Here is a 16,905-nt window from a genome sequence, read left to right as displayed (position 1 = left end):
TTTTTCCTTATGAGGGAGGTGTACTTGTCCCGACAGCGGGACTCGTCGTATTACCGTTTGCGGTTAGTGGCTGGGGTGCTTGTGCTTGCCCATTGAGAAATACCAACAATTGGCCGCGCGTCCCATACCACGTTACCGGAATTTGAATTTGCTGGCCCGGATCCACCTGCTGATAAATGACCTCCTCGTTGCCAGCACTGTCTGTAACCACTACTTTCAAGAGCGACTTAGGCGGTGCATTATTCGGAATTTGCCATGTCGCCACGGTGACGTTTTTTGGCAGGTTGGCACTTTGAGGACTTGGTCCTTCGGAGACTGTGACATTTACTTGGCTCACATTCGACAGTGAAGAATACGGCTCAGGATTTTGATCAATAATCGTATTCACAGGTTCCGTGCTATAACTTGATGTGGGTGTGCCGACAGAAATATTCATCCCAATGAGCAAACTAGCTGCTTGGGAAACAGATAATCCTTCCAAATCCGGCATGATTTCCTTACTGGTTGGCGGTCCATCCGACACCCAAATGGTCACAGGCTGTCCCTGTGCCAAATTAGTACCAGGGGCAGGGCTCTGCCGAATCACCTGCCCTTTGGCAGCGTGACTCTTGAGATGCTTCGTTATGGCCGTAAGCCCCTCCGTCTTAAGGTTTTGCACCGCCTGAAAAACATCTTCGCCTTTAACATCGGGAACCAGCACTTGCTGAGGGCCGGTTGATAAAATCACTTCGACACTTTGCCCTGCTTTAACCTGGGTTCCTGCTGCCGGAATCTCGTTCAAGATGTAGTCCTTGGGAAGATGCGAGGACGGCGCCTTTCCCCCTACTGTTACCGTCAAACCAAGTTTCCCCAGCTTAGCCCGAGCCGTACTCAGGGGCTCTCCCTTAACATTGGGTAATGTTACCGCTGGGGTATAAATCCAGCGATCAAACGCGTAAAGACCAGTTCCGACCAATAAGGCCACAATCAGCGCAGCAATCGCCCATGGCAACCATTTTCGCCGGCGTTTATCAGTCGATCGTGGTTCAATTCCTGGTTGTTTGGTCGCGACTTCTGGCATTGCTGTCTCTTCCCCATGCAAGGCACGTTGAATGTCTTGTTGCATGGCTTTGGCACTTTGATACCGTTCAGCGGGATCCTTTGATAATGCGCGCTGAACAATCTTTGCCACCGGCTGAGGAATATCTGGGCGCAAGGTGGTCACATCAGGGGCTTCGTCTTGAAGATGCTTAATGGCGACACCAATAGGGCTATCCGCTTCGAACGGTAATTGGCCCGTTAACATTTCAAATAAGACAATCCCCAAGGAATAGAGATCAGACTGGGGTCCCACAAGTTTTCCCCGAGCCTGTTCGGGACTTAAATATTGTACGGTTCCGAGCAGTGAACCCGTATTCACCAGCGTACCAGATGTGGCTGCATAGGCAATGCCAAAATCCGTCACTTTCACCGTACCATCAGCCGCAATTAGAATATTTTGCGGTTTGATATCCCGGTGAACGACCTTCTGGGCATGGGCGGCTTCTAATCCTTGCGCTACTTGGTCGGCAATGCGTAAAGCACATTCGACAGACAAAGGCGCATCCCGATCCAGTTTATTGCGTAATGTTTCTCCCGATACCAATTCCATAACCATATAATGGATATCAGGATCTTCGCGTCCGACATCATAAACTTGCACAATATGACGATTCACTAAAGAAGCAGCGGCACGTGCCTCTTGATCGAAACGATGCACCACTTCGTCATCTTCAGCCCATTGATGTTTGAGGATCTTCACGGCAACCAGGCGATTGAGCGTAATATCACGGGCTCGGTAGACTAAGGACATACCGCCTTGTCCAATTCGCTCTAAGATTTCATATCGACTACCTAAAATCTTACCTACCATTGCTTTCACCACGGTCTTGCACTACTTCTGCTAATACAACGGTAATATTATCTGGGCCGCCTCGCCTGAGCGCCGCATCAACGAGTTGGTCAATTAGGTCTTGGCCGTGATACCGTTCGGCATAGCGCAGAATTTCATCATCAGCAATGACGGAGGTTAGACCATCTGTGCATAAGAGTAAGCGATCCTCATAGGACCACGGCATATCAGCTACATCAATCCGCACCCGATCAAATGGACCTAAGGCCCTGGTCAGCACGTGTCTTTTGGGATGATCTTGAGCCTCTTCCGGCGTAATTGTACCGGCCCGTTCCATTTCACCTGCCACGGAATGATCCATGGTCAAACGAATAATTTGATCATGGCGTATGCGATAAGCCCGTGAATCCCCAACGTGACTGAGAAGAAGACGGTCGGGAAATAATACAGCGGCCGTCAACGTTGTTCCCATACCTTCCAACCGGGTATCACCTTGCCCCAACTCGAAAATGCGCCGATTAGCCAAGGATACCGCGGACACCAGGCGCGAAACATCAACGACGTTAACCCCTACTGCATCATCCATGGCTTCTAAAGCCATATGACTCGCGCGACTTCCCGCCGGGCCGCCTCCAATCCCATCAGCCACTGCGAGCAAGAATCCCCCATCTTCAACAGGCCGAATCAAAAAGTCGTCTTGATTTTCACTGCGCACCAGGCCTTGGTCTGATCGACCATAAGTCTTCACGGTGATAACAATTCCTCCTCACGCCGTCGTAACTGACCACAAGCCGCTTCAATTTCTTGTCCCATTTCCTTTCGTATCGTACAAGAAATTCCACGTTCCTGCACGATTCTTTGAAATTCTTCTGCCCGTTTTTTAGAGGATGGTTGGAAAGGATGTTCAGGAACAGGATTCCAGGGAATAAGATTGACGTGACAGGAAAAATCTTTCAGGAGATTCGCCAGTTGCTCGGCCTGTTGGTTCGAGTCATTAATCCCCGCTAATAAAGCATATTCGAAACTCACACGGCGACCCGTTTTGTGAAAATAGTCTTTGCAGGCCTCAATCAGTTGATGAACCGGATAAGCCTTATTAATCGGCATCAATTGCCGTCGCAAATCATCTGTGGGTGCATGCAATGATACCGCTAAGGTCAGTGGAATCCCTTCTTGGGCCAGACGATAAATATCAGGTACTAAACCACTCGTCGATATTGTGAAATGACGATAGCTCAGATTGAAACCGACCGGATCATGTGCGATTTTAATAAACTGCATTACATTCTCATAGTTATCCAACGGCTCGCCAATCCCCATCAAATCCACACGACTAATGCGGGCCTGTTGATCTGTAATCAAATCATTAGCCAAACGTACTTGGTCTAAAATTTCTCCTGCGCTGAGGTTCCTGGTCCGTTTTAACAAGCCGGAAGCACAAAATTTACAGCCCATGTTGCAGCCAACTTGGGAGGACACACAGACACTGTAGCCATAATCATGCGGGAGGACAACGGTTTCAATATGTTGACCATCATATAGACGGCCGAGAATCTTGAGCGTACCATCATGACCTCTCTGCACAGTCTCAGCCTGTAAGCGGTATAAGGGAAACCGTTTAGCCATGTCCTCCCGCAAGGCTTTGGGCCATGAGGTAATCTCCTCATAATTCTTAACCCCATGCCGCCACAATGCCTCAAAGAGCTGGGTTCCGCGATACCCAGGCAATCCTTGCGCCTTCATCCATGCACTCATCTCGTCGTTGGGCAGTGACAGCAGATCCCAACCCTGGTTTTTCAACTGATTTCACCTCATGTTCGTAAACGTGCAATAAAAAATCCATCCATTCCTAAGTCCCCAGGGAGTAATACCAAGTTCCCATCCACGACAAACTCTTCGAAAATGGGATCCGGCAAATACTCTCGAACATCCTCGTGATGTATCGTGGGATGTGTCGCCAAAACATGGTCCAGCACCATAATAGTTTCCTCAGGTTCTACCGAACACGTGCTGTAGACAATGACTCCACCTGGTTTGGCAACGGTGATGGCAGCCGTCAAGAGTTCTTGCTGGAGATTTTTGTGTTCTTGTAAATCATTCTCTTGTTTTTTCCAGCGCGCATCCGACCGTCTACGCAAGACCCCAAGATTACTGCAAGGAGCATCCAATAATACCCGGTCAAATTCATGGACATTACCCGCCGCAAAATGCCGGGCATCCATTTCCATCACCGTAACATGATTAAAAAAGCCTAAACGAGTCAAATTTTCTTGAAGCAATTTCAACCGGGTCCGAGACAGATCCACAGCCGTAACCTTCGCCTGTCCCTGTGTACGTTCCAAAATGTGACCGGTTTTGCCCCCGAGTCCTGCTGTCAAATCAACAATGCGCTCGTCAGGTTGTGGATCGAGTACCCATGTCACTAACATGCTGCTTTCATCTTGTACTGTCACTAACCCATTTTGAAACGCTGGCAAATCTTCTAACCAAAAGGACCCCGAGACCCGTATGGCTTCAGGTACATAATGGGACAGCTCAGAGCGTACTCCTTCTTGATGCAATTCTGCCAGTACAGCTTCCCGTGACGTTTTTAACACATTAACACGCAAGGACAGTGGGGGCACTTCGTTATTCACCATCAAAATCCTTCGCGTTTTTTCTGTGCCAAACCGGTTTTGCCATCGATGAACTAACCAATCAGGATGCGAAAATTCAACGGCCAAGGGTAAATTTTTCGGTTTCTTAGTCGGTGCCCGTCGTAAAATGGCGTTGACCATCCCGGTTGCCCTGGGAGATACGGCTTTTGTTTGTTCAACCGCTGCATCAACAATCGCATAAGCCGGGACTCGGTCTAAAAATCCCATTTGGAACAAAGCCATCCGCAAGATGTCCCGCACCACGGGTTCTAATTCTCCACGCAGGAAGGGAGCAAGCCAGGCATCCAGATACCGTTGATTGCGTAGGACACCATAGACAATTTGGGTCATCAACGACCGGTCGGCCGGAGACAATTGTCCAAGACGTGTTCTTTGTGCCAAAGCCTCTGCAACTGGCTCACCGCCCCGGATTAGCGTCAACACGTTTAACGCTTCGATTCGGGCAGGTCCTGGCCCCGTCATTGACACACCACCTTACCTACTACATGTAAGCCTCGTTGAAAATCTCCGGGCGTCATATCCTTCCGACCAGCCGGTTTGATTCGTTTAATAATCACCACACCATCGGCCGTCCCAATATGCCAATTATTACCCACTAATTCCGCCGTCGCTATGGGCTGTGTACCCTTATCGTATGCACTTTCTAAGATTTTGACGCGAATTCCTTGACACATAGTATAAGCCCCGGGTTCAGGGCTCATGCTTCGAATTAATCGGTCAATTGCGATAGCAGGTTGATGCCAATTAATCCGACTATCTTCTGGCGCAAATTTCCCGGCGTAGGTGGCTTGACTGTCATCTTGTGGGGTTTGTTTCGCCCGTCCCGACAATAAGCCATCTAAATGCTCTAGCAGTAAATCACGGGCTAGCAGCGCAAGTAAATCCGTTAATTGGCCCATGGTCATCTCATTGGTAATGTCCAGGGATCGTTGAGCAACAATATCTCCCGTATCGACCCCTTGATCCATCCGCATTAAGGTAACACCTGTTATGGTGTCACCCGCCCGAATCGCCCAGGCAATGGGATTCGGGCCCCGCCACCGTGGCAATAATGAGGCATGCAAATTAAAAGCTCCTTGCTGCGGCAGCGTCAGAACCCATGGCCGAAGAATTTTACCATACGCCGCAGTAATAATGAGATCAGGAGCCCACTTTAGCCAAGCTTCTTTGTATGCAACAAGCTGATCCGGCTTATCCACCACAAGCCCTACTTCTGTGGCCCGTTGAGCGACCGGAGATGGCGTTAAGCGCATATGCCGACCTTGTGGGGTATCTTGTTTGGTGACGACGCGAATCGTCAAATCGCTGCGGCTTAGCAACCCATCTAATATCACCCGTGCATACTCTGGGGTTCCCATAAATAATATCCGTGCCACGCCTAGTCTAACACCACCTCATCATCAACCTCTACAGATTCACGCGGAACCACTTTTAAGGCGAGGTCTGTAAAAAGAATACCGTCCAAATGATCAATTTCATGTTGCAAACAGCGGGCGAGCAGTCCTTCACAGTTCAACCATATTTGATGCCCATGCCGATCTAGACCTGTCACCCGAATTTTCTCAGCACGTTCGACTTCTCCTACTAAATCAGGAATAGACAAGCAGCCTTCATAGCCACTTTGAACGCCTTCCCGGTATAAAATCTGTGGATTTACCAATTCAATGAGACCGTCCCCGACATCTGCGACCACAACTCGTTTGGAAATCCCAACCTGTGGGGCCGCTAATCCAATACCGTCTGCCGCGTACATGGTTTCAGCCATTTCTTTTAATAGTGATTGAATCTCTTTATTCACCTTGCGGACCGGTTTAGCAATTTGTCGTAAGATCTCATCTCCCGCCAGACGAATCTCCATCATATTAAGTCACCTCGTGTCATCATATCTCACCATTTATAACATATAATATGGATCCACCGTAATACTACAGGATAGTTCGTCTCGCTCAATTTCCGTAAGCATGGCCATAATCCGTGGGTTTTTCGCTCCTTTTAATAGAATATGGTATCTAAATCGTCCCCGCATTTTCGGCAAGGGGGCAGGTGCGGGTCCTAGCACCTCGATCCCCATGTTCATCAACTCTGTGACTTTCTCAAAAATCCGTTCAATGGTCTCTTTCGCTTTTTGCTCCGAAGCATCAGCGACTTCTAAGAGCCATAGATTTCCAAAAGGCGGATATCCTAATTCCCGGCGATATTGAATCTCTTGGTTGTAGAAATCATCATAACCATGAGTGGCTGCACTTTGAATCGCAAAATGCTCCGGTTCATAGGCTTGTACAATCACGATTCCCGGAAGATCTCCCCGGCCAGTCCGCCCGGATGCTTGGACAAGCAGTTGGAACGTCCGCTCTGAGCGCCGAAAATCAGGCAAATGCAAGGCCACATCGGCAGCAACAATCCCCACTACGGACACGTGAGGAAAATCCATCCCTTTAGCAATCATTTGGGTGCCTACCAATACATCGGCCCGGCGGTTCACAAAATCATCATATAATTGGTAATAACTATGGCGAGACGATAAGGTATCACGATCCGCCCGTAACACTCTGGTACCGGGCCAAAGTTTCATAACTTCTTCGACGATCCGTTCTGTACCGGCCCCAAAGTAGCGAATACGCCGGCTCCCGCAATGAGGACATACTGTGGGAGGATTGACGGTATAAAAGCAATAATGGCACATAAGTTGATTCTGGTCTTGATGATAGGTCAGGGTCACTGAACAGTGAGGGCATTGCACGGCCTGACCACAATCGCGGCACATCACAAAACTCGCATATCCGCGGCGATTGAGAAACAAAATGCCTTGTTCGCCCCGATCTAACGCCTTGGTGAGGGCCTGCTGCAATGCCCGGCTAAAAATTGAGTGATTTCCCTCCTGCAATTCTTCGCGCATGTCGATAATTTCGACCGGCGGCAAGGAGCGAGTGCCAATTCGCCGGGTCAAACGAATCCAGCCGATGAGTCCTTGGCGGGCATAAAAAGCTGTTTCTAAAGACGGTGTGGCACTGCCTAAGACAACTTTGGCACCAATCTTCTCCGCAAGCCAAAATGCCACATCTCGCGTATGATAACGGGGGTGCTCCTCCTGCTTGTAAGTGCTTTCATGTTCCTCATCAAGTACAATGAGCCCGAGATTGCGAAAGGGTAAAAAAATGGCCGAACGAACACCTACGACAATTGCTAACTGACCATCCCGGACGGCTTGCCATGTCTTGGCACGTTCCGAATCAGTAAGGGAACTATGCCATAATCCTACAGCCTGCCCGAATCGACTCTGGAAACGGCGCACGGTCTGAGGCGTCAAGGCAATTTCTGGTACCAAAACGAGAGCCTGCTGACCATGCTGGACAATGGTCTCAATGATTTGCAAATATACTTCAGTCTTGCCCGATCCTGTAATACCTTCTAACAACCATTTCGATCCAGGAGGTGCTTCCACAATCGTCGTCACAGCATGCATTTGTTCTTGATTAAGAGTCAAGGGCGATTCTTGTCCATTTACCATAGGGGCGGAGGGTGAAGCGGTATCCAGCCTTGTGATGACGACAGTTCCCTCTTTAACCAAATCGCGCAGCACCGGACGCATCTCCGGCATTTCCTTTAACAAGTCTTCTTTAAGTATCGGACCCCGTTCGGCTAAAACATCCCACAAGTGTTGCCGTTTGGATGGACGTCCCTGTCTTTGCCCGACCGCCTGGCAAAATTCTTGCTTCGCCGCCGAAAAAGATCGCAAGCGAATATTCCGGGGCAACATAGCCTTATACGCTTGAATGGGAAAACAGAGATATTCCTCCGCCATCCACATTCCTAGCTCGATCATGACCGGACTTAACACCGGCACCGGATCCACCACGTTGAGCACGGGTTTTAAAGCGACTTCCACTGCCGAATCGGGTTTCGCATATTCATCCACAGCCGTGACAATGCCCAGGGTTTCTCCCTTTCCAAATGGCACCCGAATACGGTGACCCACACGGATGTCCATGCCCTCCGGTACCATATAAGTCCAAGCCCGGTCCAAACCACGGGCCGTTCGATCAATGATAACATGAGCAACTTTCATGGATGTCGCCGCATTAACATCGTGATTTCTGCACTCATTAGGGGATTCCAATCCTGATCTTCGGTCGTCATGTGAACTTGGACCAATCCCCCGTGCTCATGATGACGAAGATTGGTACAGACTAGACGCACATGAATAGCCGTACCGATTGTCACTGGACGCAAAAAACGGACATGATCTAATCCATACAGTGCAATCACTTCAGGGGCTTTTAAGGGAATCAGGCCAAAACTTATCGACAACGTGCCCAAGCCGTGAAAAATTCTTTCGCCGTACCGAGTCGTTTCAGCATAGGCCTGGTCGGTATGTAAGGGATACCGGTCACCGCTCCATTCCGCAAATATATCAATATCCTCAGGTTGAATCGTGCGGCAAGCACTAATGTATGTATCTCCTAAGTTAAACGACTCAAAATTCCGATCAAACATTTGTCGTAGTCCCCTTTTTAGGTCGGAGAATACTTAATAAATCAGCCACTTCACTCGCCAACTGCTCTTTGGTCATATGATGTAACGCCGCATTGTCATCCTCAGGTCGAATGATTGCCGCCTGATATTCGCCTTGTCCAAAACCGCGGGAGGCTCCAACCTGATTAGCAATAATGGCATCAAGACGTTTCCGCCGCAATTTATCCCGTGCTGATTGCACGACATCATCGGTTTCTGCCGCAAATCCTATGAGAATGATGGTGTCATGATATTTTTTTCCCAATTCGGCCATAATGTCAGGATTCGTTTCCATTATCCAAGTAAGATTTAATTGACTCTTTTTTTGTTTCTGCAAGTGGGGATGAGCGGGGCGAAAATCGGAAACAGCTGCCGCTCCAATAACCGTATCTATGTGCCCGATGTGATTCTCCACCGCCTTTAACATATCCCGGGCTGAAACAATTTCTTCATAGTGGACGTGATTAATAGCTCGCTTCTGGACACGTGGACCATGAATGACCAAAACCTCGGCCCCACGAGCGCTGAGTTCCCGGGCCAAAACGATTCCAACCGTTCCCGTCGACGGATTGGTCAAAATTCGTACCGGATCAAAATGTTCCCACGTCGGACCCGTTGTTATCAATATGGAACGTCCTTGTAATGTCTTGGGTCGGAATAATGCCCATAAAGCCTCGAGCATTTCCTCAGGTTCAGCCATGCGTCCGGGCCCTATTAATCCCGAGGCTAAACGTCCCATATTGGGACCTACCACAGTAATCGCGCGATCCTGCATTAAATCTTGGAGTCGGGCCTGGGTCTGGGGACTCAGCCACATTTCGCTTTCCATAGCTGGGGCCACCAACACAGGTCCAGAAAATCCTTGAAAAATAAGGGTCAGCAAATCCGATGATAAACCTAAAGATAGTCGCGCAAGTAAATTCTGGGTTAGCGGAGCCACAATCATCACGTCCGCCCAATGGGCCATTTTTACATGTGACAGTGGCCCCATCGGCTCATCGGTGGCATGAATACCTACGGGATTTCCCGTTAGGGCACGAAAAGTTAACGGCCCAATAAATTGCGCCGCACTTTCAGTCATCACCACAAATACCTCATGCCCGGCTTTCACCAGGCTACTGGCCAATTCACAACTTTTGTAAGCGGCAATGCCGCCTCCAACACCTAAGATGATGCGCATATCCTATTTAATGCCGACAGGAGGGACTTCTACCGTAATAAGTCCTTTGTGAATCTCTTCTAGAGCAATGGTTACCGGTTTACTCGCATGACTTTCAACCAACGGATGGCTGCCTTCGGTAATGGCACGGCCTCGGCGTGCTGCTGCTACAGCTAGCGCGTATTTACTTTCATGTCGTTCCGTTAATTCTTTCACTGTCAATCCACGTGGATCCATGTGCCTATCGCTCCTCTTCTTCTGCTTCGACGGTGTCATCGTCGTCCTCGTCTTCGACCGCTGACACTTCTCGGCTGGCTAATCGATTGGCGACCGTTTCCGGTTGAACAGCCGACAAAATGACATGATCGCTGTCCGTAATAATGACCGCGCGCGTTCTCCGACCATAAGTCGCATCAATTAGCACGCCGCGATCGCGGGCCTCGGTAATAATACGCTTAATAGGCGCCGAGTCAGGACTAACGATTGCCACGATTCGGTTTGCAGAAACAATATTACCAAACCCTATATTGACAAGTTTAATATCCAAACCTTAGCCTCCCGAAGTGGCTTGCAGAGCATCTTACCCACTCTGTTATCGTTTTTCATCATATCATAGATGCTGAGTAACAGACTAACTTTGCGTATTGGCAAAGCAGATCCATATTCACGTTATATGCATCTCTGAACGCCAGGGTTCTAAGACAATCATGCCACAAGACATCAAAATTCATGAGAAAAGGAGGATTTTGCCCACTTGGCTAAAATCCCTAAGGGGCGATCGCCAATAACACTAATACAATGGGCTCTATAACGAAAAGATAGTGTACTCCATAAACCATCAGTGATGCCGCTAAAGCCGGGATAGCCATGCACAGGAATATGGTAGCGACGGCATGCCTGAGCTTCCGCTGATTGCATGGATGAGACAACCACCATAATTTGATTCAATCCACGGCCGTATCGTACGACCTCCTGATTCGGCCACTTGGAAACATGGGTTTGTGTGAGCGGCCCAAAATGTTCCGGCACAATATGCTTATCTAATCCTTTTGACCACTCAACATGTGTCATAGGGTAGGTATTAAGCAAGGCCGGCCCTTTTACAGACGGACCCGGGTTCCCCGATGAATACACCAAAGCTTTAGCCTGAAATTCAAGGTGCCGGCCTCGGTACAATGCCACACCTAAGGGTTCGTCGGTACGGCCTTGAAAGAAATAGGTCATCCGGGTAAGGGATGCAGGTACCAGGGGATTGACCAAATTCACAGCATAGCAGGGCACACCCGCTACCATGGTCTGGCTCACATTCACTTTCCATTCTTGTAATTGTTTGAACGTTGGCACCATCCACTGAATCGGCCACGGCAATGGGGCGGTCAATCCTGTGCTGATCAACATTCGTGTGTGGGATTGGGGATTCACTAGCTGGATCTTGCCATCATTCGCTAACAAGGTCGACAGAATCTTTCCGTTCGTGGTGAGAGCATCGACACGCCAAAGTTGGGGAGATGCCTCATAGAAATTAATCAGCCGCGTTGCCGGATCTTCCATGATCTTGTGAACCCATGGTCCCCACTCGGCAGCAAATTGCGCATGGGTCAACCCCAACGTCTCCACAAAGTTTCCCTGTCTGACAGCTGAATAACTTCTTTGCACAATCTCTTGAGCACTTTCTTGAGGTAATGTTCCCCGGGCTTCAGCAGCCGGTGTCACATAAACCAAAATGCCAGCGACCACCGCGCCCAGGGCACTGAGCACAGTCATTATGTGCGTTTTCCTCATCTTGCCACCTCCCGAGGTTATTCTACCCGGAACTGGACAAGATATCCGGCATGTTCGCGAACGCAATGCCGGAGTCGTCTCTAATCATAAAATCTGGACCATCACCCTCAGCATACAACGTACTCTGTGCGACCCTCGTCCACAGAGTGGCTACATATGCACAATCCGCCGTAGCAATCTTAAAAGACAGGATGCCAGCACAATATGGCCTTGAAAAATTTATTAGATTTTAATCCTATCCTCGTAATGTTATTAAGAAAGATCGGATTGTGGCATGGGGGAATCAATATCATCAACATTATTTCAGCAAGGTCAGCCCATTCTTTATTGACAGCAATGAGAGTTCGCCATCAAGGAAGAACTACCCGTCACATGATATACTATGACCTAATCCACTCGATAAACTGAAGAGGAGACTGTCCTGTGCTGGCTGCTGTTCATACGGTGACTCAATGGCTTAACGAAGCGGGATATCTCGCAGTATATATTGTCTTGCTTGTGGAAAGCATTGGAATTCCCAGTCCATCAGAAATTATCTTGCTTTTCTCCGGATATGAGGTATGGTTAGGGCATTTTTCCTATCCCATAGTCGTCTTGGTCGCTGCAGCCGGAAGCACCACAGGAGCGACAGGGGCATATTTCATCGCCCGATTGGGAGGACGCCCTCTTATCCTCAAGCATTTCCGCTGGGTTTTTCGAACGCCCGAACGTCTAGCCTACTGGGAAAATTATTTTCGCACGAAAGGTGACAAAGTTGTTCTCATTGGACGCATCATCTCCGGCGTGCGAATGATCATTTCGTTTCCTGCAGGCCTTTTTGAAATGCCCTATCCACGCTTTCTCTTATACACCATTTTGGGTTCAATTATGTGGCCCCTAATCGCCGTCACCGCCGGCTACTTGCTCGGTCCCCATGTGGTATCCGGTCTCGAAGCCACGAAAAAGTACGAGACACCCGTCCTTATTGGAATTGTTTTGCTAATTGCTCTCTGGTGGTGGTATGAACGCCGTAAAAAGAAACGGCAAATCCTCACCCCAGTGGCCGAAGACGACCATGTCGATGCTCAAGACACCACAAAACCCTAAAGAGTCTCGTAATTATGGCTGACAAAAAATCGCGGACTTGTGACATCCGCGATTTGTAATTGGGCCACAATTCTATCGTAATTCAAAAACGCCTTGACAAATTTCCTGTGCTGTTCCCGTTAAATATACTACGCCCGTCCGTTCGTCCCATGATGCTTCCAGTGTGCCTCCTGGAACAGAGATGGTGGCATGGCGTTCTACGCGCTCAGTGAGAACCGCTGCAACAATAGCGGCCGACACTCCCGTACCGCAAGCTAAGGTTAAACCCGCCCCCCGTTCCCAATGCCGCATCCGCAAATGATGGGGGTCAATAATCTCCACCGAATGCACATTGGTGCGATGTGGAAACATCGGATGATGTTCTATTTCATATCCCAAGCGTGCCATGGTCTGTTCGTCCCACAACGGTCCAAAAATAATAACGTGAGGATTCCCCATCGATACGCAGGTAATATGCAGCATGGTATCATCAAGATCCAAAGGCTCGTCAATACACGTAGATTCCGGTTGACCAACCATCCCGATCTCCTGCCGTGTCAGCCGAGGTACCCCCATATTAACGCGGATAACTGAAGCCCTACCATCTTCGGTCTTCAAGATCTCGGGATACAAAAGGCCCGCGCCAGTCTCTATGGCCTGGCAAGGATCAAATTCACCTCGGTCATAGAGCCACTTGGTCATCGCGCGCAGTCCATTACCACACATTTCGGATTCCGATCCATCAGCATTAAAAATCCGCATCCGGACCGGAGCTACTTTCGATGGCGCGATCAAAATAATCCCATCACTCCCGACCCCAAAATGCCGGTCACTCATCTTGATGGCATATTCTTTCCAGACGTCATCGGGCACTTCGTCCATGTCCCGAACATCAATAAATAAATAATCATTTCCTAACCCATGCATCTTCGTAAATCGTACGGGTCCCAGTTGTCCCACCCCAAGGCTCCTCCTTTTTTCCCTCAAACTTAACCGCTTGAAGAGCATCTCGTAATCTGTTCATCAATCACCCTGGATTCCTCCCATTATATAGTTCTTGGTTGCCGGCTCATAGACCCAACAGACCATTCGAACACAATTACTGCACCGAGCCGTGAACAAGATGACGAATCGGCTTCAAGACAACGTCACGTACGGCAGCAAGCAATTGAATAAACCCAGATGCCAATACCACTATTCCCCAATCTAATAAGCTTAAGGGATCGGTCTTAAAAAGTTCCCGGAGGCTCGGAACATAGATAATCGCCAATAACATCATCACTGAAGACAACACTGCCAAAACGGCCCACATATTAGAAAACAATCCGATTTCTAAAAAGCTGCGATCCTCGGCCCGAGCATCAAATACATGAAAGAGTTGACTCATAATTAAAGTCGCTAAGGCCATAGTCCTGGCTTCTCTTAATCCCATGCCCCATAATTGTAGCGACCAAATGAACACCAACAACGTACTGACTCCAATTAAAAGACCACGGAACGCAATTTTGGTGCCGAGTCCCCGAGCAAAAATACTCTCATTCGGGTCACGAGGTGGTCGATCCATCACACCTGGGCTTGGCGGATCAACGCCTAAGGCCATCGCGGGTAAGCCGTCTGTTACGAGATTGACGAAGAGAATTTGGATGGGCAATAAGGGTAAGGGCAATCCCAAGAATGCTGCTAAGAACATCACCAAAACTTCGCCAACATTGCACGACAATAAATAGCGAATAAACTTGCGAATGTTATCGTAAATCGCTCGTCCTTCTTCAATAGCGCGGACAATGGTCGCGAAGTTATCATCAGTTAAGATCATCGCCGAAGCTTCTTTCGTAACGTCCGTTCCCGTTTTACCCATCGCCACCCCAATATCCGCTTCTTTAAGAGCTGGAGCATCGTTTACCCCGTCTCCAGTCATCGCGACGACTTCCCCATGGGCTTTCCATGCACGCACAACGCGAAGTTTGTGTGGCGGTGATACGCGCGCATAAATCCGGATGTTTTCTACACGCTGAGCCAAGTCAGTATCCGTCAACGTGTCCAATTCGGGACCGGTAATGATTTCATCGGATCCAACCACCATGCCCATCGCTTCACCGATAGCGCGAGCAGTTTTAGGATGATCTCCTGTAATCATTACTGTTCGCAATCCCGCGCGTTTGGCATCTTTTACGGCTTGCACGGCTTCGGGTCGGGGAGGATCCATCATCCCCACGAGTCCTAGGAGGACTAAATCCCGTTCCCAATGATCTTGCGGTTCCTCCGCCGTAGTGGATCGATAGGCAACTCCTAATACCCTCAGTGCCCGAGCTGCCATGTCATCATTAATGCTACGAATGCGCTGTCGCCACTCATTGTCTAAGAGAACCAGTCGGCCATCCAGTTCAAGATACCGACATAATCCCAACAACACATCAGGGGCTCCTTTAACGAAAACAGTATACCGATTGTGCCGGTCGACAGTGAGAACAGCCATCCGTTGTCTTTCTGATTCGAAAGGAATCTCTCCCTTTCGCAGATATTCTGAAGCTAATTCACTTAAATCAATGCCACCATGATTCGCTGCCCAAAGCAGAGCAATTTCCGTGGGATCGCCTTTAGCCTTATCCGGATTTTCTGGATCCTTCTCATCAACGTACGCATTATTACAAAGAGCGGACGCCGTAAACAACTTGGGCAAGGTCGGTGATGTTCGAGATCGGTCAGGAATATCAATAAAGTCGTTATCGACCCAAATCTGTGTCACTGTCATTTGATTTTTCGTAAGGGTGCCAGTTTTATCGGTACAAATAACGGTTGTGCAACCCAGCGTTTCCACGGCCGGCAATCGCCGAACGATCGCGTGTGCTTTAATCATACGCTGGACACCTAACGCGAGCGCAATCGTCACAATGGCAGGTAGTCCTTCAGGAATTGCAGCAACAGCTAAACTCACCCCGGTCAAAAACATCTGGTAAAGCGGTTCCCCGCGAAATAACCCCGTAACCACAACCACCATGACAATCAATAGAGACAAATACACTAAAATCTTGCCGAGATGTTCAAGGCGCCGTTGTAACGGCGTCTGATCTTCCACCGCTTCACGCATCAAATTAGCGATATTGCCCATTTCCGTATGCATCCCAGTTTCCACCACTAAAGCCTTGGCTCGGCCTCTGGCTACGGTCGTGCCCATATACACCATGTTACGGCGGTCAGCTATGGGAATATCGGGCCGGGATAATGGTTCTGTCGATTTGCTAACCGACTGCGATTCGCCTGTTAAAGGAGCTTCGTCGGTTTGTAATCCATTCACTTCGATAAGCCGACAATCTGCGGGAATGCGGTCGCCTGCCTCCAGTTCGATAATGTCTCCCGGTACCAGTTCTTCAGCTGGTAACATATCAACTTGTCCTCCGCGGATAACCCGAGCCTCCGGAGCGGTCAAGGCCTTTAGGGTCTCAACGGATTTCTCCGCGCGATATTCTTGGACAAATCCCAATATCGCATTCATGACGACGATAGCAACAATGGTGACGGCGTCACCAACTTCTCCAAGAAGAAACGACACCACTGTTGCCCCGATTAACACGAGTACCATAAAGTCTTGAAATTGACTAAAAAAAATACTCCACCATGGTGTCTTGTCTGCCTCTTGGATAGCATTCAAGCCGATTTCCTGTAACCGCGATTCCGCTTCGGTTGTACTCAACCCTCTGTGTGAATCTGAGCGGAGTTGAATAATGGCTTCATCGCTAGTTAAGGTATGCCAGATTTCTGCCACACCCATCCCTCCTGTCTCCACTTCGCCTTATTCTTATGAGACCGAGGACAAGATCAGAACGGAACGGGGTAGCCAGAATCCTTCCACCATCATTCTC

General features: G+C 49.0%; 15 protein-coding genes. 1 reads left to right on the top strand and 14 read right to left on the bottom strand.

The genetic code is table 11. From position 1 onward, the window contains the following. Positions 1-7: 7 nt before the first annotated feature. The 12 genes from AOA63_RS04685 to AOA63_RS04630 form a co-directional block, all read right to left on the bottom strand. Positions 8-1,903, bottom strand: coding sequence for a protein kinase domain-containing protein (locus AOA63_RS04685; RefSeq protein WP_053958614.1), 1,896 nt, complete (start codon positions 1,901-1,903; stop codon positions 8-10). Continuing rightward, positions 1,881-2,618 carry a protein phosphatase 2C domain-containing protein gene (locus tag AOA63_RS04680; protein ID WP_053958613.1) on the bottom strand — a complete coding sequence of 246 codons (738 nt, stop codon included), beginning with the start codon at positions 2,616-2,618 and terminating at the stop codon, positions 1,881-1,883. Before AOA63_RS04680 ends, AOA63_RS04685 begins: the two co-directional genes overlap by 23 nt. Continuing rightward, positions 2,615-3,670 carry a 23S rRNA (adenine(2503)-C(2))-methyltransferase RlmN gene (rlmN, locus tag AOA63_RS04675; protein ID WP_082343744.1) on the bottom strand — a complete coding sequence of 352 codons (1,056 nt, stop codon included), beginning with the start codon at positions 3,668-3,670 and terminating at the stop codon, positions 2,615-2,617. The genes AOA63_RS04680 and rlmN overlap by 4 nt, the downstream gene beginning before the upstream one ends. A gap of 11 nt (positions 3,671-3,681) precedes the next feature. Further along, positions 3,682-4,989: a 16S rRNA (cytosine(967)-C(5))-methyltransferase RsmB gene (gene rsmB / locus AOA63_RS04670; RefSeq protein WP_053958612.1), complete on the bottom strand. Its 1,308-nt coding sequence runs from the start codon at positions 4,987-4,989 to the stop codon at positions 3,682-3,684. Then, a complete protein-coding gene (gene fmt, locus AOA63_RS04665) occupies positions 4,986-5,903 on the bottom strand; it encodes a methionyl-tRNA formyltransferase (RefSeq protein WP_053958611.1) in 918 nt (305 codons plus the stop codon). The genes rsmB and fmt overlap by 4 nt, the downstream gene beginning before the upstream one ends. 2 nt (positions 5,904-5,905) lie before the next feature. Continuing rightward, a complete protein-coding gene (gene def, locus AOA63_RS04660) occupies positions 5,906-6,388 on the bottom strand; it encodes a peptide deformylase (RefSeq protein ID WP_053958610.1) in 483 nt (160 codons plus the stop codon). A gap of 33 nt (positions 6,389-6,421) precedes the next feature. Further along, positions 6,422-8,593 (bottom strand): replication restart helicase PriA, encoded by a 2,172-nt coding sequence (gene priA, locus AOA63_RS04655; RefSeq protein WP_053958609.1) that lies wholly within the window; start codon positions 8,591-8,593, stop codon positions 6,422-6,424. Then, a complete protein-coding gene (locus AOA63_RS04650) occupies positions 8,590-9,021 on the bottom strand; it encodes a MaoC family dehydratase (RefSeq protein ID WP_053958608.1) in 432 nt (143 codons plus the stop codon). Before AOA63_RS04650 ends, priA begins: the two co-directional genes overlap by 4 nt. After that, positions 9,014-10,219 (bottom strand): bifunctional phosphopantothenoylcysteine decarboxylase/phosphopantothenate--cysteine ligase CoaBC, encoded by a 1,206-nt coding sequence (gene coaBC / locus AOA63_RS04645; protein WP_053958607.1) that lies wholly within the window; start codon positions 10,217-10,219, stop codon positions 9,014-9,016. Before coaBC ends, AOA63_RS04650 begins: the two co-directional genes overlap by 8 nt. Positions 10,220-10,222: 3 nt before the next feature. Next, positions 10,223-10,435, bottom strand: a complete 213-nt coding sequence (rpoZ, locus tag AOA63_RS04640; RefSeq protein WP_020374644.1) for a DNA-directed RNA polymerase subunit omega — start codon at positions 10,433-10,435, stop codon at positions 10,223-10,225. Between the two features lie 4 nt (positions 10,436-10,439). Further along, positions 10,440-10,745 carry an extracellular matrix/biofilm regulator RemA gene (gene remA / locus AOA63_RS04635; RefSeq protein WP_020374643.1) on the bottom strand — a complete coding sequence of 102 codons (306 nt, stop codon included), beginning with the start codon at positions 10,743-10,745 and terminating at the stop codon, positions 10,440-10,442. Between the two features lie 173 nt (positions 10,746-10,918). Beyond that, entirely contained in the window at positions 10,919-11,980 is a 1,062-nt protein-coding gene (locus AOA63_RS04630; RefSeq protein WP_053958606.1) for a hypothetical protein, read from the bottom strand. A gap of 423 nt (positions 11,981-12,403) precedes the next feature. On the opposite strand from AOA63_RS04630, the gene AOA63_RS04625 reads away from it, so the two are divergent. After that, complete coding sequence (locus tag AOA63_RS04625; protein WP_053958605.1) at positions 12,404-13,066, top strand: DedA family protein; 663 nt, start codon at positions 12,404-12,406, stop codon at positions 13,064-13,066. Between the two features lie 72 nt (positions 13,067-13,138). On the opposite strand, the gene dapF is transcribed toward AOA63_RS04625, so the two are convergent. Then, positions 13,139-14,005: a diaminopimelate epimerase gene (gene dapF / locus AOA63_RS04620; RefSeq protein WP_242848274.1), complete on the bottom strand. Its 867-nt coding sequence runs from the start codon at positions 14,003-14,005 to the stop codon at positions 13,139-13,141. Between the two features lie 139 nt (positions 14,006-14,144). Continuing rightward, a complete protein-coding gene (locus tag AOA63_RS04615; protein ID WP_053958604.1) occupies positions 14,145-16,814 on the bottom strand; it encodes a calcium-transporting P-type ATPase, PMR1-type in 2,670 nt (889 codons plus the stop codon). Positions 16,815-16,905 lie beyond the last annotated feature (91 nt).

The sequence above is a fragment of the Sulfobacillus thermosulfidooxidans genome (assembly GCF_001280565.1).
In the GTDB taxonomy this organism is placed as follows: domain Bacteria; phylum Bacillota; class Sulfobacillia; order Sulfobacillales; family Sulfobacillaceae; genus Sulfobacillus; species Sulfobacillus thermosulfidooxidans_A.
The sequence above is the reverse complement of the archived record's forward strand: the minus strand, read 5'-3'. Positions and strand labels throughout refer to the sequence as shown.